At 32.4% G+C, this 23,447-nt stretch carries 20 protein-coding genes; 16 read left to right on the forward strand and 4 right to left on the reverse strand.

All coding sequences use genetic code 11. The features are described 5' to 3' along the window. Nucleotides 1–32: 32 nt before the first annotated feature. The 4 genes from C8P67_RS01535 (at nt 33) to C8P67_RS01550 (ending at nt 2,700) form a co-directional block, all read left to right on the forward strand. A complete protein-coding gene (locus C8P67_RS01535) occupies nt 33–983 on the forward strand; it encodes a D-2-hydroxyacid dehydrogenase (RefSeq protein WP_115809662.1) in 951 nt (316 codons plus the stop codon). 110 nt (nt 984–1,093) lie between these two features. Then, a complete protein-coding gene (locus tag C8P67_RS01540; RefSeq protein ID WP_115809664.1) occupies nt 1,094–1,654 on the forward strand; it encodes a DUF937 domain-containing protein in 561 nt (186 codons plus the stop codon). Between the two features lie 173 nt (nt 1,655–1,827). After that, complete coding sequence (locus C8P67_RS01545) at nt 1,828–2,262, forward strand: DUF6146 family protein (RefSeq protein ID WP_115809666.1); 435 nt, start codon at nt 1,828–1,830, stop codon at nt 2,260–2,262. A 132-nt stretch (nt 2,263–2,394) separates the two neighbouring features. After that, entirely contained in the window at nt 2,395–2,700 is a 306-nt protein-coding gene (locus C8P67_RS01550) for a DUF6787 family protein (RefSeq protein WP_115809668.1), read from the forward strand. Between the two features lie 9 nt (nt 2,701–2,709). On the opposite strand, the gene C8P67_RS01555 is transcribed toward C8P67_RS01550, so the two are convergent. After that, entirely contained in the window at nt 2,710–3,009 is a 300-nt protein-coding gene (locus tag C8P67_RS01555; protein ID WP_115809670.1) for a hypothetical protein, read from the reverse strand. A gap of 136 nt (nt 3,010–3,145) precedes the next feature. Between C8P67_RS01555 and C8P67_RS01560 the strand changes: the two genes are divergently transcribed. Together C8P67_RS01560 and C8P67_RS01565 are read left to right on the forward strand one after the other, a co-directional pair. After that, the gene (locus C8P67_RS01560) at nt 3,146–3,820 is read left to right on the forward strand and encodes an ABC transporter ATP-binding protein (protein WP_115809672.1); all 675 of its coding nucleotides are present in this window, start codon (nt 3,146–3,148) and stop codon (nt 3,818–3,820) included. Between the two features lie 6 nt (nt 3,821–3,826). Next, nucleotides 3,827–4,591, forward strand: a complete 765-nt coding sequence (locus C8P67_RS01565; RefSeq protein ID WP_115809674.1) for a TIGR02757 family protein — start codon at nt 3,827–3,829, stop codon at nt 4,589–4,591. Here the strand turns inward: C8P67_RS01565 and C8P67_RS01570 are convergent. Continuing rightward, nucleotides 4,568–5,929, reverse strand: coding sequence for a DUF2971 domain-containing protein (locus tag C8P67_RS01570; protein WP_115809676.1), 1,362 nt, complete (start codon nt 5,927–5,929; stop codon nt 4,568–4,570). The two genes, C8P67_RS01565 and C8P67_RS01570, sit on opposite strands and share 24 nt — an antisense overlap. 202 nt (nt 5,930–6,131) lie before the next feature. On the opposite strand from C8P67_RS01570, the gene C8P67_RS01575 reads away from it, so the two are divergent. From C8P67_RS01575 to C8P67_RS01605, 6 genes are all read left to right on the forward strand, one after another. Next, the gene (locus C8P67_RS01575; protein WP_115809678.1) at nt 6,132–7,193 is read left to right on the forward strand and encodes a HEAT repeat domain-containing protein; all 1,062 of its coding nucleotides are present in this window, start codon (nt 6,132–6,134) and stop codon (nt 7,191–7,193) included. Beyond that, a complete protein-coding gene (locus C8P67_RS22315; protein ID WP_245980354.1) occupies nt 7,190–10,993 on the forward strand; it encodes a sulfatase-like hydrolase/transferase in 3,804 nt (1,267 codons plus the stop codon). Before C8P67_RS01575 ends, C8P67_RS22315 begins: the two co-directional genes overlap by 4 nt. Further along, nucleotides 10,993–12,285: a YaiO family outer membrane beta-barrel protein gene (locus C8P67_RS01590; protein WP_115809680.1), complete on the forward strand. Its 1,293-nt coding sequence runs from the start codon at nt 10,993–10,995 to the stop codon at nt 12,283–12,285. The genes C8P67_RS22315 and C8P67_RS01590 overlap by 1 nt, the downstream gene beginning before the upstream one ends. 23 nt (nt 12,286–12,308) lie before the next feature. After that, complete coding sequence (locus tag C8P67_RS01595; RefSeq protein ID WP_245980355.1) at nt 12,309–14,534, forward strand: DUF4838 domain-containing protein; 2,226 nt, start codon at nt 12,309–12,311, stop codon at nt 14,532–14,534. A 616-nt stretch (nt 14,535–15,150) separates the two neighbouring features. After that, entirely contained in the window at nt 15,151–15,576 is a 426-nt protein-coding gene (locus C8P67_RS01600) for a response regulator transcription factor (protein ID WP_115809682.1), read from the forward strand. A gap of 160 nt (nt 15,577–15,736) precedes the next feature. Then, nucleotides 15,737–17,086: a DEAD/DEAH box helicase gene (locus C8P67_RS01605; RefSeq protein WP_115809684.1), complete on the forward strand. Its 1,350-nt coding sequence runs from the start codon at nt 15,737–15,739 to the stop codon at nt 17,084–17,086. 94 nt (nt 17,087–17,180) lie between these two features. Here the strand turns inward: C8P67_RS01605 and C8P67_RS01610 are convergent, their stop codons facing one another. Beyond that, nucleotides 17,181–18,374: a lactonase family protein gene (locus C8P67_RS01610; RefSeq protein ID WP_317125437.1), complete on the reverse strand. Its 1,194-nt coding sequence runs from the start codon at nt 18,372–18,374 to the stop codon at nt 17,181–17,183. A gap of 110 nt (nt 18,375–18,484) precedes the next feature. Between C8P67_RS01610 and C8P67_RS01615 the strand changes: the two genes are divergently transcribed. From C8P67_RS01615 to C8P67_RS01630, 4 genes are all read left to right on the forward strand, one after another. Further along, nucleotides 18,485–20,413 carry a vWA domain-containing protein gene (locus tag C8P67_RS01615; protein WP_115809686.1) on the forward strand — a complete coding sequence of 643 codons (1,929 nt, stop codon included), beginning with the start codon at nt 18,485–18,487 and terminating at the stop codon, nt 20,411–20,413. A gap of 135 nt (nt 20,414–20,548) precedes the next feature. Beyond that, the gene (locus C8P67_RS01620) at nt 20,549–21,802 is read left to right on the forward strand and encodes a dihydroorotase (protein WP_115809688.1); all 1,254 of its coding nucleotides are present in this window, start codon (nt 20,549–20,551) and stop codon (nt 21,800–21,802) included. Between the two features lie 51 nt (nt 21,803–21,853). After that, nucleotides 21,854–22,183, forward strand: a complete 330-nt coding sequence (locus tag C8P67_RS01625; protein WP_115809690.1) for a hypothetical protein — start codon at nt 21,854–21,856, stop codon at nt 22,181–22,183. Between the two features lie 28 nt (nt 22,184–22,211). After that, nucleotides 22,212–22,859 (forward strand): alpha/beta hydrolase, encoded by a 648-nt coding sequence (locus C8P67_RS01630; RefSeq protein ID WP_115809692.1) that lies wholly within the window; start codon nt 22,212–22,214, stop codon nt 22,857–22,859. Nucleotides 22,860–22,944: 85 nt separating this feature from the next. Here C8P67_RS01630 and C8P67_RS01635 read toward each other — a convergent pair whose 3' ends face one another. Next, a complete protein-coding gene (locus tag C8P67_RS01635; protein WP_115809694.1) occupies nt 22,945–23,445 on the reverse strand; it encodes a hypothetical protein in 501 nt (166 codons plus the stop codon). Nucleotides 23,446–23,447: the final 2 nt, after the last annotated feature.

Raw genomic sequence — 23,447 nt, forward strand, 5'->3', positions numbered from 1 at the left:
AACGATTAAATGATTAAACAAATAAACATTAAATGAAGATATTAGCAAATGACGGAATTTCTAAAAGCGGTATTGATGCTTTAGAAAAATCTGGTTTTGAAGTTATTACCACAAAAGTAGCACAGGAACAAGTTGCTAATTTTATAAACAAAAACGACATTGGAATTCTAATAGTCCGCAGTGCTACAAAGGTTCGCAAAGATATTATTGATGCCTGCCCAAGCCTGAAAATTATTGGACGCGGCGGTGTCGGAATGGATAATATTGACGTTGAATATGCCAAAAGCAAAGGAATTCATGTTATCAATACTCCTGCCTCATCTTCGGAATCTGTGGCAGAACTGGTTTTTGCACATTTATTTACAGGTGTACGATTCCTTCATGATTCGAACAGAAATATGCCTCTTGAAGGCGACACCCAATTTGAACAGCTGAAAAAAGCTTATGCCAATGGAATTGAACTTAGAGGCAAAACTCTTGGGATAATTGGTATGGGACGCATTGGTAAAGCGGTTGCAAGAATGGCTATAGGTTTAGGAATGAAGGTAATTTACAGTGATATGCACATTCCTCACAAAGATCTTAAAATCCATTTTTTTGATGGACAAACCATTAGCATTTCTCTTACTTCGCAATCTCTGGAATCTTTATTTGCGTCATCTGATTTTATTACGTTGCACGTTCCTGCACAAGACGATTATGTAATTGGTGAGAAAGATTTTGAGCTGATGAAAGACGGCGTCGGAATTATTAACTGTGCTCGCGGCGGTGCTATAGATGAAGTAGCATTAATAGAAGCACTGGATAGCGGAAAAGTATTATTTGCCGGATTGGATGTTTATGAAAATGAGCCTAATCCAGAAATTACTATTTTAATGAATCCTAAAATTTCATTAACACCGCATATTGGAGCCGCCACTGCAGAAGCTCAAGATAGAATTGGTACCGAACTTGCACATCAAATCATTGAATTACTAAAATAAGTTACTGATTTAAAAATACATAGTTAGAAATTATTAACTCACGTTACTAATTTCTAACTTTTTTTTTGATTATATTTGATAGTAAACTTTAACCCTTAATTCAAGAAACTATGTTTGAGCAATTAACACAATTAGTACAGCAGTTTGGTCAGGATGATGTTGTAAAAAACAATGCGGTTCCAAATGAACAAAATGATGCAGTGATGCAGGAAGCAGGAAGTTCTATTTTTTCGAGTTTACAAAAAATGGCTTCTGAAGGCGAGGGAATTGAAAAATTAGCTGGCTTATTACAAGGAAATAATGCTCAAAATGGTTCTAACCCAGCGGTTCAGGAAATCACCCAGCAGCTTACTGGAAGCTTGGGAGAAAAATTTGGATTAGACAGCAGTACCGCTTCTGGTGTTGCAGGAAGTATAATACCAAAAGTTCTGGGCGGACTTGTAAATAAAGCAAATGATCCGAATGATAGTTTTCAGATTACCGATTTAATTGGGGCTATCTCTGGTGGCGGCGCACAAACATCAGGAATTATGGATACTATTTCAAAATATGGAACCCAATTTGGTCTAGATCAAAATGCTGACGGAAAACTAGATTTAAGTGATGCTATTGCAGCAACACAGAATAAAGGCGGTATTGGCGGGTTTCTAGGAAAACTCTTTGGAAAATAAGGCTTAATTGAATTCTAAAATCTTTTTTCAAAAGACATTTGCAGAAGAGTAAATGTCTTTTTGCATTATTAAAGCGCACTGATAATCAATAAAATTAGTAAATTTATATACCAATTACAATTCATCAAATATCGTTCTCTTCTTTTTTACAATACATCCGAAAATCATTTTTTATGAAAAATTCTGTTTGCATATTGCTTTTTCTCTTTGTAATTGTTGCGTGTAGCAGTTCCAAATCGAGTGTTTCAAACACTGATAAACCAAAAGCAGCAAGCAGTAATGACACTATAAAAATTGTAAATGAAGAATTAGAATATGAAGTCATTATCATTGAACCTGGTTTTGATTTTTGGTTGCAGTCGACCGCTTTTCCCAGAGGTTATTATACCCAAAGCTATTTGGAGAACAAAAACAATTTTTATGTTTTGGAATGGAACAACCGCGTTCGCCAGCCACAAATCTATCCTCCAAATTTATACGAAATGACCATTAATTATGAACCAGCTATTAATTACGGTTACGAAGTAAATTATCTTATTTATAACTATATGGTCTATTTTCAAAACAAATACAACCAAAGATTATATGGTCATGTACCGTCTCGATAGCAAAACACAGTCATTTTATATTTACCTGAGAAAACACAAAAAAATCTCCTGAAATTTGACTTTGTTTTTCATCTGCATTAATGATTTAAAGATCAAAACCTGCTATATTTGTAAAAAGGAAATAAATCATTAATGAAAAGATTAAAACAGCGTTGGGGAATTACTTCTAATTACGACCTTGTAATTATCTTTATCGTTTTTGCTATAAACGGTTCTTTGTCAGCAAAAATATCCGGTTATTTTATGGGGTGTTTTGGCTGGAGTAAAGACAATATGCATTGGTTTTTATATTACCTTGTTTTACTTCTTTTAGTATTGCCCCTCTACCCCTTTTTACTTATGGTTTTTGGCTATCTATTTGGCCAGTCAAAATTCTTTTTTCCTTTTTCAAAAAAAATGCTCAGAAGCATGGGATTGGGATTTATTTTTAAAGAATAAAATAACTTCTCATCGGGCATTTCCTTTAATCCAATAGGTGTAAATCCAAGTAATCGTAAAAGACGGAATTACATCGGTAAAAGGAATAATTTCCTCAACAAAAGTTAGAATACCTGCTACCCTTCCTACTCGGCCTGCATACATTTTGGTCATTAAAAAACCGGCCAGTGGTGCCCAAACTACATCTGCAAATTCGCCAATTCCCGGAATTACAAATGATATCATTCCCACTGCATCAAAAAGAACACCTAATAAAAACTTGGTTACTTTTTGTTTTTGAAAATTAGCTTCTGTTTCTAAATTATCCATTTTATTACAATTGTTTCAGATATAAATCTACAAAATCCAAATCGGAAAACAATTAAAATTAAAAAGTTAAAAATTGCCGAAGCCATTATAATATCGGCAGAAACTTTTGTTTCTTTGTGAAAACAGTTTCAAAACAATGATACACGCAAAAAATATACATAAATTTTACGATCAGCTTGAAGTATTAAAAGGAGTAGATTTACATATTAAAAAAGGCGAAATTGTTTCGATTGTTGGTGCTTCGGGAGCTGGAAAGACTACGCTTTTGCAAATATTAGGAACATTGGACAAACCAAGTTCGGCAGTAAAAGAAAATGAAACCTCGTTAGTTATAAACAATGAGGATATTTTAAAAATGAACGATAAATCTTTATCTAAATTCAGGAATTTAAATTTGGGATTTATTTTTCAATTCCATCAATTATTACCTGAATTTACTGCTTTAGAAAATGTTTGTATTCCCGCTTATATTGCAGGCAAAAAAGTTTCTGAAACCGAAAAAGAAGCAAAAAAACTGTTAGAGTATTTAGGATTATCCCACAGAATAAATCACAAGCCAAACGAACTTTCGGGAGGTGAACAGCAGCGTGTAGCCGTCGCTAGAGCGTTAATCAATAAACCGGATGTTATTTTTGCAGATGAACCCTCAGGTAATCTCGACACGCATTCGGCCGAAAATTTACATCAACTATTTTTTCAGCTTCGAGATGAATTCGGACAAACTCTTGTGATTGTAACTCATAATGAAGAATTGGCAAATATGGCCGACAGAAAATTAATTATGGTAGATGGCCAAATTAGTAATCCGTAACAAATAATGAATCAGACTGAGCTCAAAGATTTTCTTGACCAAAAAGTGCTTCAATACAATACACTCGATTTCATTGAAAGTGATCCAGTTCAAATTCCGCATTTATTTTCTCAAAAAGAAGACATCGAAATTGCAGGTTTTTTGAGCGCAACTATTGCTTGGGGCAACCGCAAAATGATTATCAAAAACTCCCGGAAAATGATAGATTTGATGGGAAATTCGCCTTATGATTTTGTTCTTTCGCACAGCGAAAACAATCTGGAACAATTAGATTCTTTTGTCCACAGAACCTTTAATGGGCAGGATTTCATAAGTTTTATTAAAGGATTACAACACATTTATAAAAATCACGGGGGACTCGAAGCTGTTTTTACTAAAAATCAGGAAACAGATTCGATGCAAAAAAGCATTTCTGAATTCAAAAAAATATTCTTCGAAATGCAGCTTCAAAACAGAGCCCAAAAACATATTTCAGATCCCATGAATGGTTCTGCTGCAAAACGCATTAACATGTACCTTAGATGGATGTGCCGTCAGGACAACAAAGGTGTGGATTTGGGTATATGGAAAAACATATCACCTTCACTCCTGTCTTGTCCCCTCGATGTCCATTCTGGAAATGTAGCACGGAAACTAGGTTTGCTTACTAGAAAGCAAAACGATGGAAAAGCATTAGCGGCACTTGATATAAAACTTCGTGAACTTGACGCAAACGATCCTGTAAAATACGATTTTGCTTTATTTGGATTAGGCGTTTTTGAGGGGTTTTAAAATATCTCTTTTTTTAGCCTCTCTAAATTTCCCATTCTCACCATAAATTCCTAAATATCCATTTTTTTCAACAATGTAATATTCTCCATAATTATTTTCATAATCTAATCTTATTGAGTCTTTGTTATCTGTTTCCATAACTTCTTCAATTAACTCATATGAATCTGAAAGCCCATTTTTAGCAAAAAATGATTTCATAAATAATTTTCCATTTTCGTTAACTAAGAAATATTTACATGGCGTAACAGAAAAATTATCTTCCCATGTTTCTAAAATATTTCCAATAACTATAACTTTATCTAAATCTTCAATATTTTCCTTTTTTGCACCTAGAATTTTAATTTCAAATTCTGGTGAAAAATGTGCTGTGGCCCACGCAAGATTTTTAATTGAATCTCCTTTCAAGTAAAAGAATATAAAGACCCTTTCCGCATTTTTAAACATTTCCTCTTTAATTTTTTTTGCTAACCACTTTATCGATTTTTCATCAATGTAAGATTCAATTTCAATAGTAATATTTGCTTTACTTTCTCTTATGTACTTTTTTTCGAGAATATCAATTTTTACATCTCCAATTCTTGAAATTATATTGGGGATTTTTTTAAAATAACTGATTTCTTCTTTAAAAACATCATTTATTAATTCTCTTTCAAATTGATAAGTTTTGGGAATCTGTTTTATTTGATAAAATTTTATTCCTCGTCCCTCAAGAGTATTCATTAAAATTTCTTTTTGATTCTCAGACATATTCAAGCCAAAGTATATTCCCTTTACTGCTTCAAAATCATACGAATGATTTCCAAAAAAATCAGTAATTATTCTATACTCCTTTTCATATTCCCATCTTATTGATTTATGACCAGCAATTTTTTTTACGATATATTCAGTTCTATGATTATTAATGTCTTTCATAGAATATTGAGGCGGTTCTTTACTATACTCAATATCAAACGCATACAAACCAAACGATTTATCACAATTAAGCAATTTGTCCAAATCATATTCTATACAAAATCCTTTGTGAGAATTTGCGTAATGCGCCCACAGTAATTCATCAACATATGTCTTGGACAAAGAATAAATACCAAGCGTCTTTTTTCTAACATGAAATAGATTACGTACAGCATCTTGCACATTCAAAATCTTTTTTTCTTTGTCTGTTCCAAACAAGAAACTTAATGATCTAGCTTGAGTTACAAATTTATCAGTACAAACTAAAGTTTCACATGGATCGTTTAATAAATCATGTTTAGGTGCAAAAAATACATTATTTTTAATAGAAGATAAATCTCTTTCAAAAATAGTTTCATCACCGCCTCTATATTTGTAAACTAGCATTTATTCATTTTTTGATTTTAAAGATAATATTTTTAATTAATTATTTATTCATGTTGTTTTTGATTGGAATTAATTTCATTTCCTATCAAAACTGCATTTATTTTTCTACTTTTAGAATATTAATTATCTTTATGTAATCTTTAATAAAAAAGAATAGATTATTTGTTAAGTTTTTCATTAACACCAAACGCCCTTTTTATTAATGGAGGTATTCATTCATTACTTTATCCGGATTATATTACCCATACTAATTATCGGGTGCGCTTTATTAATCGCAGTTTTAATCATCAACAGATATCGTTACGATTTATTTAGGCCAAAATTTGAAGCCGCAAAAAATGAAATTGAAAATTTCCTGACCAATATGATTTTTTCTCCTTTTGATGATACTGTCCATCAAACTGAAATGGAACAGCTAAAGAAAGTAATTCCTTTTGAAAAAAATTGGTGCAAAAGATTATTACTTAATGAAATTATCTTTTTGAAACTAAACCTAAAAGGAGGGGTTACTAATAAATTTCATTATATCTACGAACAATTTGACCTATTTCGATATACCCAAAAACTTTTAAAAAGCCGTCGTTTTTATTTAAAATGTCTGGGATTATTTCATCTGGAATCTTTAAATTACAAAAAGGGTAAGGACTACATTACACCATTATTGAATCATAAAAACAGAGATATAAAATCCAGAGCTTTTTTGGCACTGATTTCATTACATCCAAATAAATTGGAATCATTGATAGATTTTTCTCATGAAATTACAATTGCAGAAGAGATTAATATCATGGACATTTTACATCAGAAAAAAACTAAAATGCCCCAAAATCTGAAATATTGGATTGTTTCAGACAATGTATCAATCATTAAACTCGGCATTAAACTAATGATGTTTTACAACTATACAAATGAAAATGAAAATATAGTAAAACTGCTGTTTCATGAGGATAAAACGGTACGCTATGAAGTTATTACCGCTATTAATTTCTTATTTATTTTTGAAGCAGAATCTGAATTAATACAGCAGTTCAGTTATGAAGACACACAAAATAAGCTGGAAATTTTTAATACTCTTTCCAAAATAGGATCGGCAGAATCCGAAAAATTTATCTCCCAATTATTAGAAAACAAAACAGAGGAAAACATCAAACTGGATGCAGTATACTGTCTCTACCAGATAAATCGCGATTATTTCAACAATCATTTTTTAGACAATGAAGATGTACAAAAAATGGTTAAACATGTCAAAGCCATCAATAAATGATAGATGATATCCTGTCCATATATGCTAATTTTATAGGTGCCTTTTCCATCACTTATATTATCTGCTATTCTATATTGGCTGCTTTGTCCTATTATGCAATCAAGAAAAGCCTTAATACCAAGCATTTTATTCCTAACAATGTTATTATTAAATCCAATTATATCCCCGGCGTTTCTATTGTAGCACCCGCTTTCAACGAAGGAGCCACTGTTGTTAACAATGTTAAATCACTGCTGTCATTAACGTATCCAAAATTTGAAATTGTATTGGTAAATGACGGGAGTTCAGATACTACATTAGAAAAACTGATTAAAGAATTCGAACTGGTAAAGGTTGATTTTTATTATCAGGAAAAAATCAAGACTCACACAGTCAGAGGGCATTATAAATCTACCAATCCGTTATATTACAAATTATTAGTCGTTGATAAAGAAAATGCAAAAAGCAAAGCTGATGCAGTCAATGTTGGAATAAATTCTACCAAATATCCTTTATTTATCTGCACTGATGTAGATTGTATCTTAAAAAATGATACTATCATAAAATTAGCAAAACCATTTATAGAATCAAAAAAAAGAGTTATTGCTACTGGCGCCGGTATCCGAATATCAAATTCGTGTGAAGTAAAAGATGGCTTTTTGGTTAAAATTCATTTCCCAAAAGGATGGCTTCCCAGATTTCAGGAACTTGAATATGTCCGGGCCTTTCTGTTTGGCAGAATGGCTTGGAGCGAAATCAATGGGCTATTGTTAGTTTCTGGTGCTTTGGGTATGTTTGACAAGGAAATTGCTGTGGCAGCAGGAGGATATTTCCACAAGTCATTAGGAGAAGACATGGAACTTGTAACCCGAATGAGAAAGTATATGTATGATAATAAGCTGCCTTTTTCAATACAATATATCCCGGAATCTCTTTGCTGGACAGAAGTTCCAACCACAAAAAAAGTCTTTATTCGACAGCGTGTACGCTGGTCACGAGGATTAGTGCAGACATTGTATCTGCACAAAAATGTTTTTTTTAATCCAAAATATCAAAAAACAGGATTTCTAATATTCCCCTATTTCTTTTTCTTTGAATTTCTAATTCCTATACTGGAAGTAATTGGAGTTGTTGTATTAATTCTTAGCTTTATTTTTTTACATGAAGATTATGTTAATTTCCTTTATCTAACGCTGACTGTTTATTTATTTTACATCATCGTAACATTTATATCCATTCTGCTGGACGATGTCATCTATAAAAATTATGCCAATGCCAAAGAGATTGTTATTCTTGTATTGATGGCTATTATAGAACCTTTCTGCTATCATCCTATAAATGTCTACGCTTCGTTAAAAGGATATTATAATTTTTTCAGTCTAAAGGAACAAAGTTGGGGAAATATGCAGCGGCAGGGTTTTACTAGTCCAGAAGCAATTAAAGAAAATCAAAATATTACTGACTATAAAATCAAAAAAATGAATTCTCACCATTTAAAATACTTGTATCTCACTACATCTTTGGCTCTTACCTTTTGGCTGTCCAGTTTGTTCGAAATCTATTCGAAAACAGCAAACGGCATTGCAAGCCTAAATATTGGTTTGGATATCTGTTATAAATTACTCAATGATTTTTGGTCAGCCATAGTTGTGGGCATAGTTCTTTTACCACTTTTTATAGTTATTGGGTTTATACATAAAACGTTTGCAGTGCGATTCATGACCATAATTTTCGCCTTAACGGCACTTGTACAATTTGCATTAGTAAAATACAGCTGTACTACGCTTGTCAACCTCGGAGCCGATTTATTAGGTTATTCTTTCTCAGACATGTACCTCACGGTTACAGCATCTGAATCGCTATCGTTCATATTCTTTTTGCCATTTATAATAATTCCTTTATTGTTTTTAGGAATCTATTTTGCTTTTACAAAAGCGAATAAAAAACAAATAGTACTCATAACCACAATTGCTTTGGTTATTATATCTGGCGGTATGAAATTCTTCGTTTCTGACCTGTCCGATTCAAAATATGAAAACAAACTGGCATTTTTAACCAAGGATATTATTCGATTCGAAAGAGATAAAAGCATAGCCAATAATGTAGAGAACATTAAATTCAAATCAGAGTACCCGATGCTGCAGCCGTTTAAAGCAACTCCAGATGTTTTGGCACCTTATTTTACTATTACGAATGAAAAACCAAATATTGTCGTTATTGTCGTAGAAGGTTTAGGGGCTGAATTTATTGGTAAAAACGAATATGCAGGATTTACGCCTTACTTAGATTCGATGATTTCCAAATCATTGTATTGGGAAAATTTTTTAAGTAACGGCGGAAGGACCTATGCCGTCCTTTCTTCGTTATTAGGTTCACTGCCTTACGGCGAAAAAGGGTTTCTGGATTTAAATCCGCTGCCATCGCATCTTTCGCTGATAAATGTGCTAAAAGCTAATAACTACAACACTTCCTTTTATTCTGGCGATGATTCTAATTTTGACAGAAAGATTAATTTTTTAAATCAGGAAAATATCGACAATGTAGTGGACAAAAATAATTATGGTCCTGGATATACTCAAACCAAAGCCAATTCAGGAGGATTTTCGTGGGGGTATCCTGATGCCGAAATTTTTAAGAAAGCGCTAATCGAAACCAATAAAATAAAATCACCGCGTCTGGATATTATACAAACGCTTACCAATCACGAACCTTTTGATTTTCCTATAAAAAATGAGTATTTAAAAAAATTAGATGGCATTATTGCTGCGCATCCAAATTTAAACTCTCAAAAAGAAAATATCAATTCGTATAAAGATATTTTTGCCTGTTTGAACTATGCCGACAATTCGATCAGAGAGTATATGGAAGCTTATTCCAAAAGACCCGACTATAAAAACACTATTTTTATCATTACTGGTGACCATCGCTTGATTCCTATTGAACAGAAAGATAAATTATGCCGTTTCCATGTGCCATTATATATTTTTAGTCCGATGCTGAAAAAGGCAGAATCATTTAAATCAGTTTCTTCCCACTGGGATGTTACGCCAAGTTTAGTTTCGTTTTTGTTTAATAATTATGAATTCAACAAATTAGACCAAACCGCCTGGATGGGAAAAGGACTTGATACAGCAAAAGAATTCAGAAATACTCAAGAAATTCCTTTGACCCGAAACAAAGGAACTATTGACGACTTTGTTTATAAAAATTATTTTTATTCCGGCGGAGAACTGTATAAGATAAACGACAATTTTGAAATTGAAAAAACCACTGATGAGGCGGTTTTAAATACAATAACCAATAAATTTATTGCCTTTAAACAGCTAAACACCTATTTGACCAGTAAAAATAAAATCATCCCAAAATCACTGGATTTGAACAAACAGCATGAACTTGAATTTACCAAAGAAGAGCAAATCACAATCAATAAATTGACAAAAGGGCTGAATAGTGATCAGATTTTCATAGCTGCCAGAGATTTGGCTGCCAAAAAAGATTATAAAACCGCTCGGTTACTTTGCAATTCTATACTCAGTGAACTGCCTAATTATGCTGATGCACAAATATTAAGAGCCAAAACACTAGGCTGGGAAAAAAACTATAAAAAAGCAGAAGAAGAATTACTGATTGTCATCAAAAAAACACCTTTTTATGACGAGGGTTATTTAACTTTGATGGATGTATATTGGTGGGACAGCCAAAACGAGAAAAGTATAGAAATAGGTAAACTTGCATTATCAAATGGGATCAAAAATCCTAACATACAGGTAAAAATGGAAAGGTCTCAAAAAATAATAAATAATTCAAAAAAAACAGAATAATGAATAATCATATAAAGAACGAATACGTCAATTTTCGAAAAATTTATATTTCTCTTATTATACTATTATTTTCAGGAACATTTCTAATGGCCGGACAGGAAAAAGCATTCAAAGGCGATCCTGATGTATCATTTAAAACAGCCCGTGATCTGGCTTTTAACAAAAACAGAAAGCAGGCACAAGACACGCTGTTACACATCTTAACCAAATATCCAAATTATCATGATGTCCGTGAATTTTTGGCTTCGACTTATGCATGGGATGGAGATTATAAAAAATCCAGAACCGAATTTCAAAAAATTTTAAGCAAAGATACCAATAGAAAAACCACGTGGATAGGAGCTATTAAAAACGAAATGTGGGGAGACTCTCCTTTTCTTGCTTTGAAACTATCCAAAAAAGCACTGAAAAATTTTCCAAAAGATCCAGAAATATTGGAACTGCAGAAAAATGCTCAGGAAAGCACTATGATTCCGACTGCGACCGCAGGTAAAGTGCAAACACTATCCAGTAAAATTCCAAACGATTCCATATCCAAAGAATCTGAATCAAGTTTGGAAAAAACAGTTCGAAATAATACAATTGGTGTTACTTCTGAAATTGATATTTACTCGGAAGTATACGACCCTATGATTTACAATGCGATAAAATATGGACGCCAAACCAAATATGGAAGTATTATTGCAAGAGCAAATATTGATAGAAGACTTGATGATGTGGGAACTCAGTTTGAGGTCGATTTATATCCAAAAATTGCAAAAGGAATGTATGCCTATCTAAATTTTGGCGTATCAAATTCTTCCTTATTTCCTGATTACAGATATGGCGCAGAAATTTTTAAATCGCTTCCTAAAAGTTTTGAGGCTTCTATAGGGCTTAGAGCTTTACAATATGATACAACGACTATGATTTATACAGGGTCTGTGACTTGGTACAACGGAAACAACTATTGGTCTTTGCGCCCTTATTTTACGCCTGGCGATAATGGTTTAAGTTCTTCTGCAACATTAACCTTCAGAAAATACAGAAGTGATGCTGATAATTATTTCGGAATCAATGCTGGGGTTGGAATTTCGCCAGAACTTAATCAGAATTACTTTTATGCAAATGACAAACGGATTGTAAATCTGCAGTCTCAAAAACTGAATGTAGGATATTATTTTTCTACTAACGATAAACAAAATGCCTGGGGCGCACAGCTTGGAATTATCCATCAGGAAATTCCATTTGACCAAGGCAATTTTTTCTGGATTTCAACGCTTACATTGTCATGGGAAATCCGATTTAAATAGTATGAACCAAACAGCAGATAAAGTTGAAAATCAAACGTATTTATACAATCATTCCTTTTTTGATATTCTTTTTCAACTGCAGTATTATGGCTCAAAACTCCTTGCATTTAACAAATTCGAAAGAGCAGGAATTGATTATTGTTTCTTTAAGCAATGATACAAAAAAAGCATCTATTCTTTTAGAAACCTATTTAGATAAGGCTTTTGATTATCCGTTTAAAATTCAGGACAGTAATATAATAGACACTAATAACTCAAAAATAATCCTTCAGATAAATGGCGACAAAAAGAATATTGATTCCGATTCTTTTATCATTAAAAGCGATGAAAAAAACATTTATTTAATCGGTAATAATGAAAAAACATTACGGTATGCTGTTTATACTTTACTTGAAACATTGGGTTTCAGAAAATACACTGCAAGAGATAATTTTATTCCAAAACTAAAAGAAATAACCTTTCCCAAAAACTTCAATAAAACTTACAAACCATCATTCGAATATCGAGCATTATTTTACCCCGACTGCTACGATGAAGAGTTTAGAGATTGGCACAAACTAGATTGGCACATTAATGATTTCGGACTTTGGGGGCATTCATTTTATAAATTAGTAAGTGCCAAAGAATATTTCAAATCGAATCCAGCTTTTTTTGCATTATATGAAAGTAAAAGAAACAGTGAATCTTTATGCATGACCAATGATACTGTGGTTAAGATTGTATCAAAAAAAATGAAAGAAATTATAAGCCAAAATCCAAATGCACAATTTTTTTCAATAAGCCAAAATGATGATGTTGTTTATTGTGAATGTTCTAAATGTAAAGCTCAGAATGAAAAACATGGAGGTCCCCAAGGTTCCTTATATTATTTTCTAAATAGAATTGCTGTACAATTTCCAAAAACCAAAATAACAACATTAGCTTATCTTCACACTTATCGAGCTCCCGAAAATATTAAAATTGAACCTAATATTTATACGCTTTTTTGTCCAATAGAAATGAATCGAGGAAAAGCTATAGAAGACGCAGCTGACAATAAAGGCTTCCTGAATATTATTCACAAATGGAGTACTACAACAAAAAATCTGTATCTATGGGATTACACCGTTGAATTTACCAATTACCTTTCTCCTTTTCCAAACCTTCATACTTTTTCGAAGAATTATAAATTATACGAACAAAACAAAGTCAAAGGTCTTTTTGTACAGGGATATGCAGATTTACCTGGTGATTTGTATGAATTGAGACAATATCTTTTGGCTAAAATAATTTGGGACACCAATACAGATATTGACGCTGTAATGGATGATTTCCTAACTGGCTTTTATGGCAATGCTTCTCCTTTTATTAAAAAATATATTGAGCTGCTTATTCAAAATCAGCAAAAAAGCAATCGATATCTAGACATTTATACCAACCCGATCGAAAGCAGAAATACTTTTCTATCTCCTGAGGCAATGGATCAATACGATCAATTAATAAGTCAGGCCGAAATGGTTTCTAAAAACGAGCCTGCAATAGCTAAGCGAATTTTAAAACTAAGGTTGGCTCTAGAATATGTTTATTTTGAACAGTCTAAATTTTACGGTAAAGACAAACATGGAATGTTTGCTGACAAAAATAAAGAGGATGAAGGAAAACAGCTGAGAAACCGCGTTCTTAACTTCTCAAAAAGCTGTAATGAATTTGGAATCTACGAACTTAGTGAAGGCGGGCTTTCTCCAGATGATTACTATCAGGAATGGCTTGCTATAGAAAAAAATGCTTGTAATCATTTGGGAGAAAAACACGAAGTTCGGTTTTTGACAGCTCCTGCCGAAGAATATACAGGCAAAGGAACTTACGCTTTGACTGATGGAGTGAGAGGATACAAAAATCCTGCTATAAACTGGATTGGCTGGTATGGAAAAAATCCAGAAATTGAACTTTCAGTAAAAAAACTAAACTTTAATACTCTTAAAATAAACACACTAAACAATCAAAGGCATTGGATTTTTATACCAAAAAAAATAAATATTTATGGTTTTAAAAATAATAGATGGAAGTTAATTACCCAATTAGAAAAAAAAGATCTTATAGAAAGTTCGGCTGTAAATATTGAAACATGGGAATTAAAATCTAATTCTTTTAAAAATTATGACCTGCTAAAAATTGAAGTTGAAAACCTTAAAGAGTTACCCGTCTGGAGGAATCGAAAAAACAAAAAAGCAATGGTAATGATTGACGAAATTGAATTGTACAATCAATAAAATCATTTAGTACTTTTAAAAGTAAATCTGCCGCACTTTAAATGTTTAATTTTTACAATAGTAAAACTATAAAAAGACAATTGCTTTATTGAAAAATATTTGTAGATAAATTTGCATAAAAAATTTAAAATTCATAATTTTAACGATGAAATAATACATTTCACAGATTAAATAGAATTCTTTAGTAACATACAAAAATCTAATTTAATGTCAAATTCAGGAAAATATGTTTCAAAAACATACGTTTCAAAAGTGAGGCCGTAAAGAATTAGTTCCCCCCATTTTGTAAGCGCTATTAAAAAAATCAACAACATTTATATTGCCATTTTTACAAAACAATATTTTCAAATACAGTTTTTGAAAATGTATTTTTTAAACTATATGCGATAATTTATTACTGTCAGATGAATTTATAAAAAACATTTAATTCTGGCCTTAACAAAATTTAACAACACAAATCATTCATTAATAACAATTTAAACTTAAAAAAGAACATAAAAATTCATTTGGCATAATTGTTGACTAAAGGAACTACAGTTTTTAAAATAGCTTCTTTCTATTTTTTAAAACATCTCAATCCAGAAACTAAGGGGTTAAACATTAAAAGAAAAAGATTATGAACAAGTCAGATTTAAAAATATTAATTGCCGAAGATGATATATTGATGATCAAAATTCTTGAGTTCATACTTAAAAAAGAAGGATATCAAGTTACATCATGCAAAGACGGCTTGAGTGCAATCGAAAAAATTCCAGTACTCATACCTGATTTAATTGTTACTGATATTATGTTACCATTTCGTTCTGGATTAGAAATAATTGGTTATTCAAAAGAACATTTTGAAAACATTCCTGTTATAGTGGTTTCATCATTAGGCGAAGAAGAAAGTACGGTTATTGAAGCGTTTAATCTTGGAGCCGATGATTTTGTATCTAAACCATTTAATCCCACTGAATTGCTTCTAAGAGTCAAAAGACTTTTCGCCAAAACAAAACACAGTATAAAGCCAAATGATAATTCTACAATAAATATTAGTGCCTAAAACAAATTAATCCTAATACCACAAAACCTCTATTAACTTTCTAAAAAAAAGTAAAATAGAGGTTTTTTTTTACACTTTCAGTTCCTTACTAAAGTCAAATTGACATCATATTCTAACCTTAGTTTCAAAAAACCTATCTTTGCACAAAATTAAAATACAGATGAGTACTTTCGAACAATTCAACCTTCCTAAATCAGTACAAAAAGCAATAGACGATTTAGGTTTTACAACTCCTACTCCTATTCAGGAAAAAACTTTTTCTGTGATAATGTCAGGACGTGATATGATGGGGATTGCGCAAACGGGTACTGGTAAAACATTTGCCTATTTATTGCCTCTTTTGAAATTATATAAATTCACCCCGGGACATACTCCTAAAATAGTAATTCTTGTACCAACCAGAGAACTTGTAGTTCAAGTTGTAGAAGAAGTAGAAAAACTAACTAAATATATGTCGGTTCGTACTATCGGGATTTTCGGAGGTGTTAATATCAATACCCAAAAAACTACGGTTTATCAAGGCTGTGACATTCTTGTGGGAACACCGGGAAGAATCATGGATTTGACTTTGGATAATGTGATTCGGTTTGAAGAAATGCAAAAGCTGGTAATCGATGAGTTTGACGAAATGCTAAATTTAGGTTTCCGTACACAATTGACAGCGATCTTGGCTATGATGCCAAAAAAACGTCAGAACATTCTATTTTCGGCTACCATGACTGATGAAGTTGACACCGTTTTGAATGACTATTTTGATTATCCGGAAGAAGTTACCCTTTCACCATCGGGAACACCTTTAGAAAATATTACACAAATCACTTATCAGGTTCCTAATTTCAATACCAAAATAAATCTCTTAAAACACTTATTACAAAGCAATGAAGACATGAGCCGTGTTTTGGTTTTTGTCAATAATAAAAAAATTTCAGATTTGGTTTTTGACCAAATTGACGAGGATTTTCCAAATCAATTTGGGGTAATTCACTCTAATAAATCGCAGAATTATCGTTTGAGCACAATGGCAGAGTTTCAGGAAGGAAATCTTCGCGGATTAATCACAACTGATATTATGGCGAGAGGTCTGGATATTTCCAATATCACGCATGTTATCAACTTTGAAATGCCTGAATTACCAGAGCTGTACATGCACCGTATAGGTAGAACAGGTCGTGCAGACGCCACAGGAACCGCCATCAGTTTCGTAACTTCCCGCGAGGAAGAATCAAAAATTGCAATCGAAATTTTGATGGATATGGAATTGGCTTATGAAACTTTCCCAGAAGAAGTCGAGGTATCTGATAAATTAATTGGTCCTGAAAAAGAGAGACAGCCGATTAAACTCTTATTCAAAAAACAAAAATTAGAAGGCGACGGCGCTTTTCACGAAAAGAGTAAGAAGAATAAAAAAGTTAATCTGGGCGGGCCTGGCGTCACTAAGAAAAAAACACATGGTTCTGTTAATAGAAACATGCTGAAAAACCAAGCTAAAAAACGTAAGGATAAAAAATAAGCTAAACATTTTTTGCTTACATTCAGTTATAAAAAGAATAGCCTGCGATTAAATCACAGGCTATTTCTTTTGGCTACTTTTATTTAATCTCTATTTACTTTTTAACTTCGGATGGTTCACTAAAAATTAAACACACAGGAGAACACAAATCAAAACTTTTTCCAGAATCTGTCAATGTTCCTTTCTTTTTATGAATCTTAAAAATCACAATATTGTTAGTGTACTGATGTCCTACCAAAAGAAATTTCCCTGTAGGATCTATTACAAAACTTCTTGGTCCTTTGCCTAAGGTACCTGTCTGCCCTTTTAGCTCCAATCTGCCTTTTTTCTTAATCTTAAAAACCGAAATATTATTAGCTTCTCCTCTATTTGAAGCATACAAAAATTTACCGTTTGGAGAAATCTGAATATCCGCAGAACTGAATGTTCCTTTAAAATCTTTTTCCAGAATAGTTGTTTCAAATACCTTCGTTAACTTCCCATCCAAATAACTGAAAGAAGTTATAGAACCATTTAATTCCTGCAGTAAATAAACATATTTACCATTTTTACTAAACTTTAAATGTCTTGGGCCGCTTCCTGGAGTTACTGAGACGCTGTCTTTTAATGTTAAAATTTCAGAAGCTGCTGTTGGATTATAATTGTATACATACACTTTATCGGTTCCTAAGTCATTACTTAAAATGTATTTTTTATCTGGTGAAAAATAAACCATATGAACGTGAGCCTTTTCCTGACGATCAGCATTTATACCTTTTCCATAATGCTGAACGACCTGCTTAGCTTCGGTCAAGCTGCCGTCTTCGTTTTTTCCAAAAACAACTATATTACCGCCAGAATAATTGGCTACAATCACATTATTATCATCATTAATAAGATGACACGGATCTGCACCTTTAGAATCTACTATATTTAGGGTGCTTGGTTTTCCGCTTTCCGGATCAAAAGCAAAAGAACTTACTGTACTTTCTTTTCCATTTTCATTAACTGCATATAAAAACTTACCATCTTTAGAAAGTGACACATAACTAGGACTTGTAATGCTGTCAGAACTCTTTTTTAATCTAATTTGAGCTTTTTTAGTATTAAACTCGTATACATAAATTCCTCTGCTGCTGCAGGAATTTGTATAAGTTCCAACGATAAGATTGAGGATATTTTTTTGCGCCTGCATTGATGTAACAGTAATGGTAAATAAAAGCAATAAGTACACTTTTTTCATATGTAATAATTTTTCAGAAGAGCTAAAATACTTATAATCTTTCAGAATTACCCTATTTATATTCATTTTTGAAAAATTATAACAACATTATAAGAAACTCCCAACAAATTTGTATTTTTGACACACAAAACTCAAGAATTCCATTGTGAGATCTGTGAAGCAAACAAAACCTTAGAATGCATTTTAAACATCCCGAAATTCTATACTTTCTATTCTTACTGATTGTTCCAATTTTGGTTCATTTATTTCAATTAAGGCGTTTCAAAAAAGAATATTTCACTAATGTACGTTTTTTAAAAGCCCTTTCAATACAAACCCGAAAAAGCTCAAAGATTAAAAAATGGCTGCTTTTAGCTTGCCGTCTTCTTCTATTGACATGTATTGTTATCGCATTTGCTCAGCCTTTTTTTGAATCCGAAGACAGTAAAAACAGCAGTAATGAAATGTATATCATTTTGGATAATTCCTTTAGCATGCAGGCCAAAGGAAAAAAAGGAGAATTACTAAAAAGAGCCGTTCAGGAACTCTTGGAAGAAACTCCAGAAAATGCCAGTTTTTCTTTGCTCACCAATACAGATACTTATTGGGCAACCGACATTAAAACCATCCGTAACGAACTGCAGAATCTAAAATACAGTGCAGTACCTTTTCAATTAGATAATATTTTAGCAAAAGTAAAAGCACACAAATCAGCCTTCAAAAAAGACATTGTTGTTATTACTGATGCCGTAGGCTTAAAATCAAACCAGTTAAAAAATATTGAAACTGACAACGTTCCCTATTTTATTATTCCAAAGGCAGAACAAAAGAATAACACCTCTATAGACAGTGTTTTCATTCGCCAGACTCTTGATGATTTTTACGAATTAAGTATTAATACAACGAATTATAGTGAAGATTTTAAACCCATTTCGATGGCATTATACAATCAGAACAAACTGATTGCGAAAACCATTATTAATTTTAAAAACAAAAAGGAGACCATTAATTTCACTATTCCAAAGCAAGCTTTTCATGGCCATGTTTCAATAGAAGACAATGACTTGGCTTATGATAACAAATTGTTTTTTAGTATTTCAAATAGTAAAAAGAACAATATTATCAGCATTGGAACACCCGAAAAAAACAACTTCCTGAGCCGAATTTATACTAGTGACGAATTCAACTACAGCTCTTTTACTCTCAATTCTTTAGACTACAACAGTATCGACAAACAGGATGCCATAATTTTAAATGAGCTAGATGAAATCCCTCAAGCTTTACAAACGACTTTGAAAGCGTTTGTAAAAAAAGGAGGAAACCTAATTATAATTCCATCAGAAACAGAGTCAGTTTCCAGTCTAAATGCACTATTAAATCAGTTTGGCAGTATAAAATTCGAATCAGTAGAGCTTAATGAAAAACAGATAACCAAAATCAATTTCAGTCATCCTTTATTTGCCGGTGTTTTCGAAAACAAAACGAATAATTTTCAATATCCTAAAGTCAAAAAGGATTTTACAATTTCCAGTTCAAGTCCAGCCATTTTAAATTTTGAGGATGATTCTCCTTTTTTAATAGGATTACGAAATACCATTTCATCCGTTTATGTATTTTCTGCTCCATTAAATGCAATAAATTCTAATTTCCAGCAATCTCCGCTGATTGTTCCTGTTTTTTACAAAATGGCTTTAAGTAAGCTAAACAACGGGGTTAATTCAACCATTATTGGTAACAGCACCTCCTATCTCGTTTCTGCCAATTTAGCAAAAGATGAAGTACTGACAGTAAAAAATCAAGATGGAAATTTTACACCAGTACAGCAGTTACTAAATAATAAAGTGCAGTTATTTTTTAATGATTATCCCGAAAAGGCTGGGAATTATACTATTTATGATTCACAAAAACCAATAGAAAACATCAGTTTTAATTATCCAAGAACCGAGAGTAATCTAGATCAGGTTAACGAAAACATACTATCCGACTATAAAACAAGTGATTCCATTTCTACAATTTTTGACACACTGCAAAGCAGCCGAAGCAATAATCAAATTTGGAAATGGTTTATTATCTTTGCACTGTTATTTTTAGCATTGGAAATGGCAATTATCAAGTTTGTGAAATAATTTTTTTTCACCATTAAGACATTAAGAATATTAAGTTTTTCTTTATTAACCTAATTACTTAATGGTTCATGAAAATTAAGTTTTAAATTTCTAAATATAAATTTTATTGTTTCAATTAAAGTAAATTATCTACATATGAAAATAATCATCCGAAGCGCCAAAATTATTGATCCAAAAAGTCCCTTTCATAATCAGACCGTAGATCTTTTAATTGCAGATGGTTTTATTAAAAAAATAGGAACGTCACTTCCAAATACTGATAATATTGACGAATTAAAGTTAGACAATCTTCACCTTTCCCAAGGATGGTTTGACAGCAGTGTTTCTCTTGGAGAGCCTGGATTTGAAGACAGAGAAACTATCGCAAATGGTCTTAACATTGCTGGAAAAAGCGGTTTTACAGCTATCGCACTACAGCCTAATTCCTACCCTGTAATTGACAATCAGGCGCAGGTGAATTTTGTAAAAAATAAAGCCAATGGTTTTGCCACCGAACTTTTTCCAATAGGAGCTTTAACCAAAGACAGCGAAGGCAAAGATATGGCCGAGCTGTATGATATGAAAAATTCTGGAGCTGTTGCCTTCGGTGATTATACCAAAAGTTTAGACAATGCCAATCTTCTGAAAATTGCGCTTCAGTATGTACAGGATTTTGACGGACTGGTTATCGCTTTTGCGCAAGATGAAAAAATAAAAGGTAACGGCGTTGCCAATGAAGGAATCGTTTCGACAAGATTAGGACTGAAAGGAATTCCGGATTTAGCCGAAGAACTTCAAATAGCCAGAAACCTATTTTTATTAGAATATACAGGAGGAAAAATGCACATTCCAACGATTTCCTCTCCAAAATCAATACAATTAATTAGAGAAGCTAAAGCAAAAGGACTGAACGTTACTTGCAGTGTTTCCGTTCATCATTTAGTTTTAACGGATGAAAAACTGGAAGAATTCGATACAAGATACAAAGTAACCCCGCCACTAAAAACAGAAAACGACAGACAAGCCTTACTCAAAGCAGTTCTTGACGGAACCATCGATGTAATCACTTCTGACCACAATCCGATTGACATTGAACACAAAAAAATGGAATTTGATTTGGCAAAAAATGGAACTATTGGTTTAGAAAGTGCTTTTGGAGCTTTAATAACAGTTCTTCCTTTAGAATCTGTAATCGAAAAATTCACAGCAGGTAAAACAATTTTCAGTATTCCTGCAAACACCATCAATGAAGGTGAAACCGCCAATATTACTTTATTCAATCCTGAAGGCAATAGCGTTTTTACAAATGAAAATATACTTTCAAAATCCAAAAATTCAGCATTTCTTGGAACTGCCTTAAAAGGCAGAGCTTACGGAATTTTGAATCAGGGGAAATTAATTTTAGGATAAGAATCAGACCTAGCAGGTTTTAAAAACCGATTAGATCTAATAAATACAAAAATGAATAATACAATCGAAACCGGAAAAACAGCCGCAATTACCAGTTACATTTTGGGTATTGGCGTATTCATAGCAATGTCCATGAATAGCGGAGAAGACAAAAATGAATTTGCTTCCTTTCATATTCGTCAGGGATTAGGACTTACAATTACCTTTTTTTCACTGGGATTAATCATAGGAAATTTTGACAGCCTGATGATTTCTGCACCTATGTGGATTTTTATTTCTGTTTTGTGGACATACGGAATATTTAGTGCTATAAAAGGCGAAACAAAGCCAATACCGCTGCTTGGAGAATACTTTCAGAAATGGCTTAAAAGCATTTCGTAAAATAAATTTCAAAATTGAATACTAAAAAATGAATCTATCTTTAGAATATAAAATACGCGAACCGAAAGTAATTTTAGATAAAAATCCAGTATTGCTTTTGCTTCACGGCTATGGAAGTAACGAATCCGATTTGTTTTCATTTGCCAGTGAGCTGCAAAACGAGTACTACATCATTTCTGCAAGAGCTCCTTATGACTTACAATACGGAAGTTATGCTTGGTATGCCATCAATTTTGATGCCGACCAAAACAAATTTTCAGACAACGAACAAGCACGAATTTCAAGAGATGTAATTGCTGGTTTTATTGATGAATTGACAGCCAATTATCCAATTGATGCAAATGAAGTCACTCTGATTGGTTTTAGCCAAGGTTCTATTTTGAGTTATGCAGTAGCGCTTTCGTATCCAGAAAAAGTAAATAAAGTGGTGGCAATGAGCGGTTATCTCAATTTAGAAATTGTATCCGAAGATTATTTAAAAAATAATTTAAGCAAACTTAAAATATTCGCTTCCCATGGAACTGTCGATCAGGTAATCCCAGTGGAATGGGCTCGAAAAACACCTCGGATTTTAGAAAAATTAGGCGTAGCAATCACATATAAAGAATATCCTGTGGGTCACGGTGTGGCTCCGCAAAACTTTTTTGACTTCAAGAATTGGATCAACGAAAATTAATTTTATTGTCAGCTTTAGTCTTTAAACAAACAGCCCATGATTTAGATCACGGGCTGTTTGTTTTAAATTCACTTGGGCAAGTACATTATTTCTGATATATAAAAGACTGATTTACTTCAAAAGAAACGCTTTCGTTATCATTGATAAAATATTTCAGCAATACTTCACCCCAATATTCGCCATCAGAGTAATCAGCGATTATCCATCTATGATTTAGCACTTTTACTTTATTAATTACAAACTTACCAGATCCCAACTGCTCTTGTCCAGTGTAAGGATTCCCTTTTGGATTAGTATTAAAATCAATCAATTTACCAGTAACATATGGGATCAGAGTCACATAATTTCGTATTTTTTCTGATTTAGCTGATTCGAAATAATTTTGTGCATTTTCATTTTTTTCCAATGTAAAATAATCTGCATCAAACAATTTATTAGTAACTGCCTGCAGACTGTCTTTTAATTTAGCTGTAGATTTTTTATACTTTTCCTGCTCAAAGCTTACCTCTTTACTAAGATACATGTAGGTATAAACATTAAAAACTAAAGACAAAATTAAAGCGTAAAGGAGTAATGATTTTTTCATTT

The sequence above is a fragment of the Flavobacterium aquicola genome, assembly GCF_003385115.1.
Lineage (GTDB): Bacteria > Bacteroidota > Bacteroidia > Flavobacteriales > Flavobacteriaceae > Flavobacterium > Flavobacterium aquicola.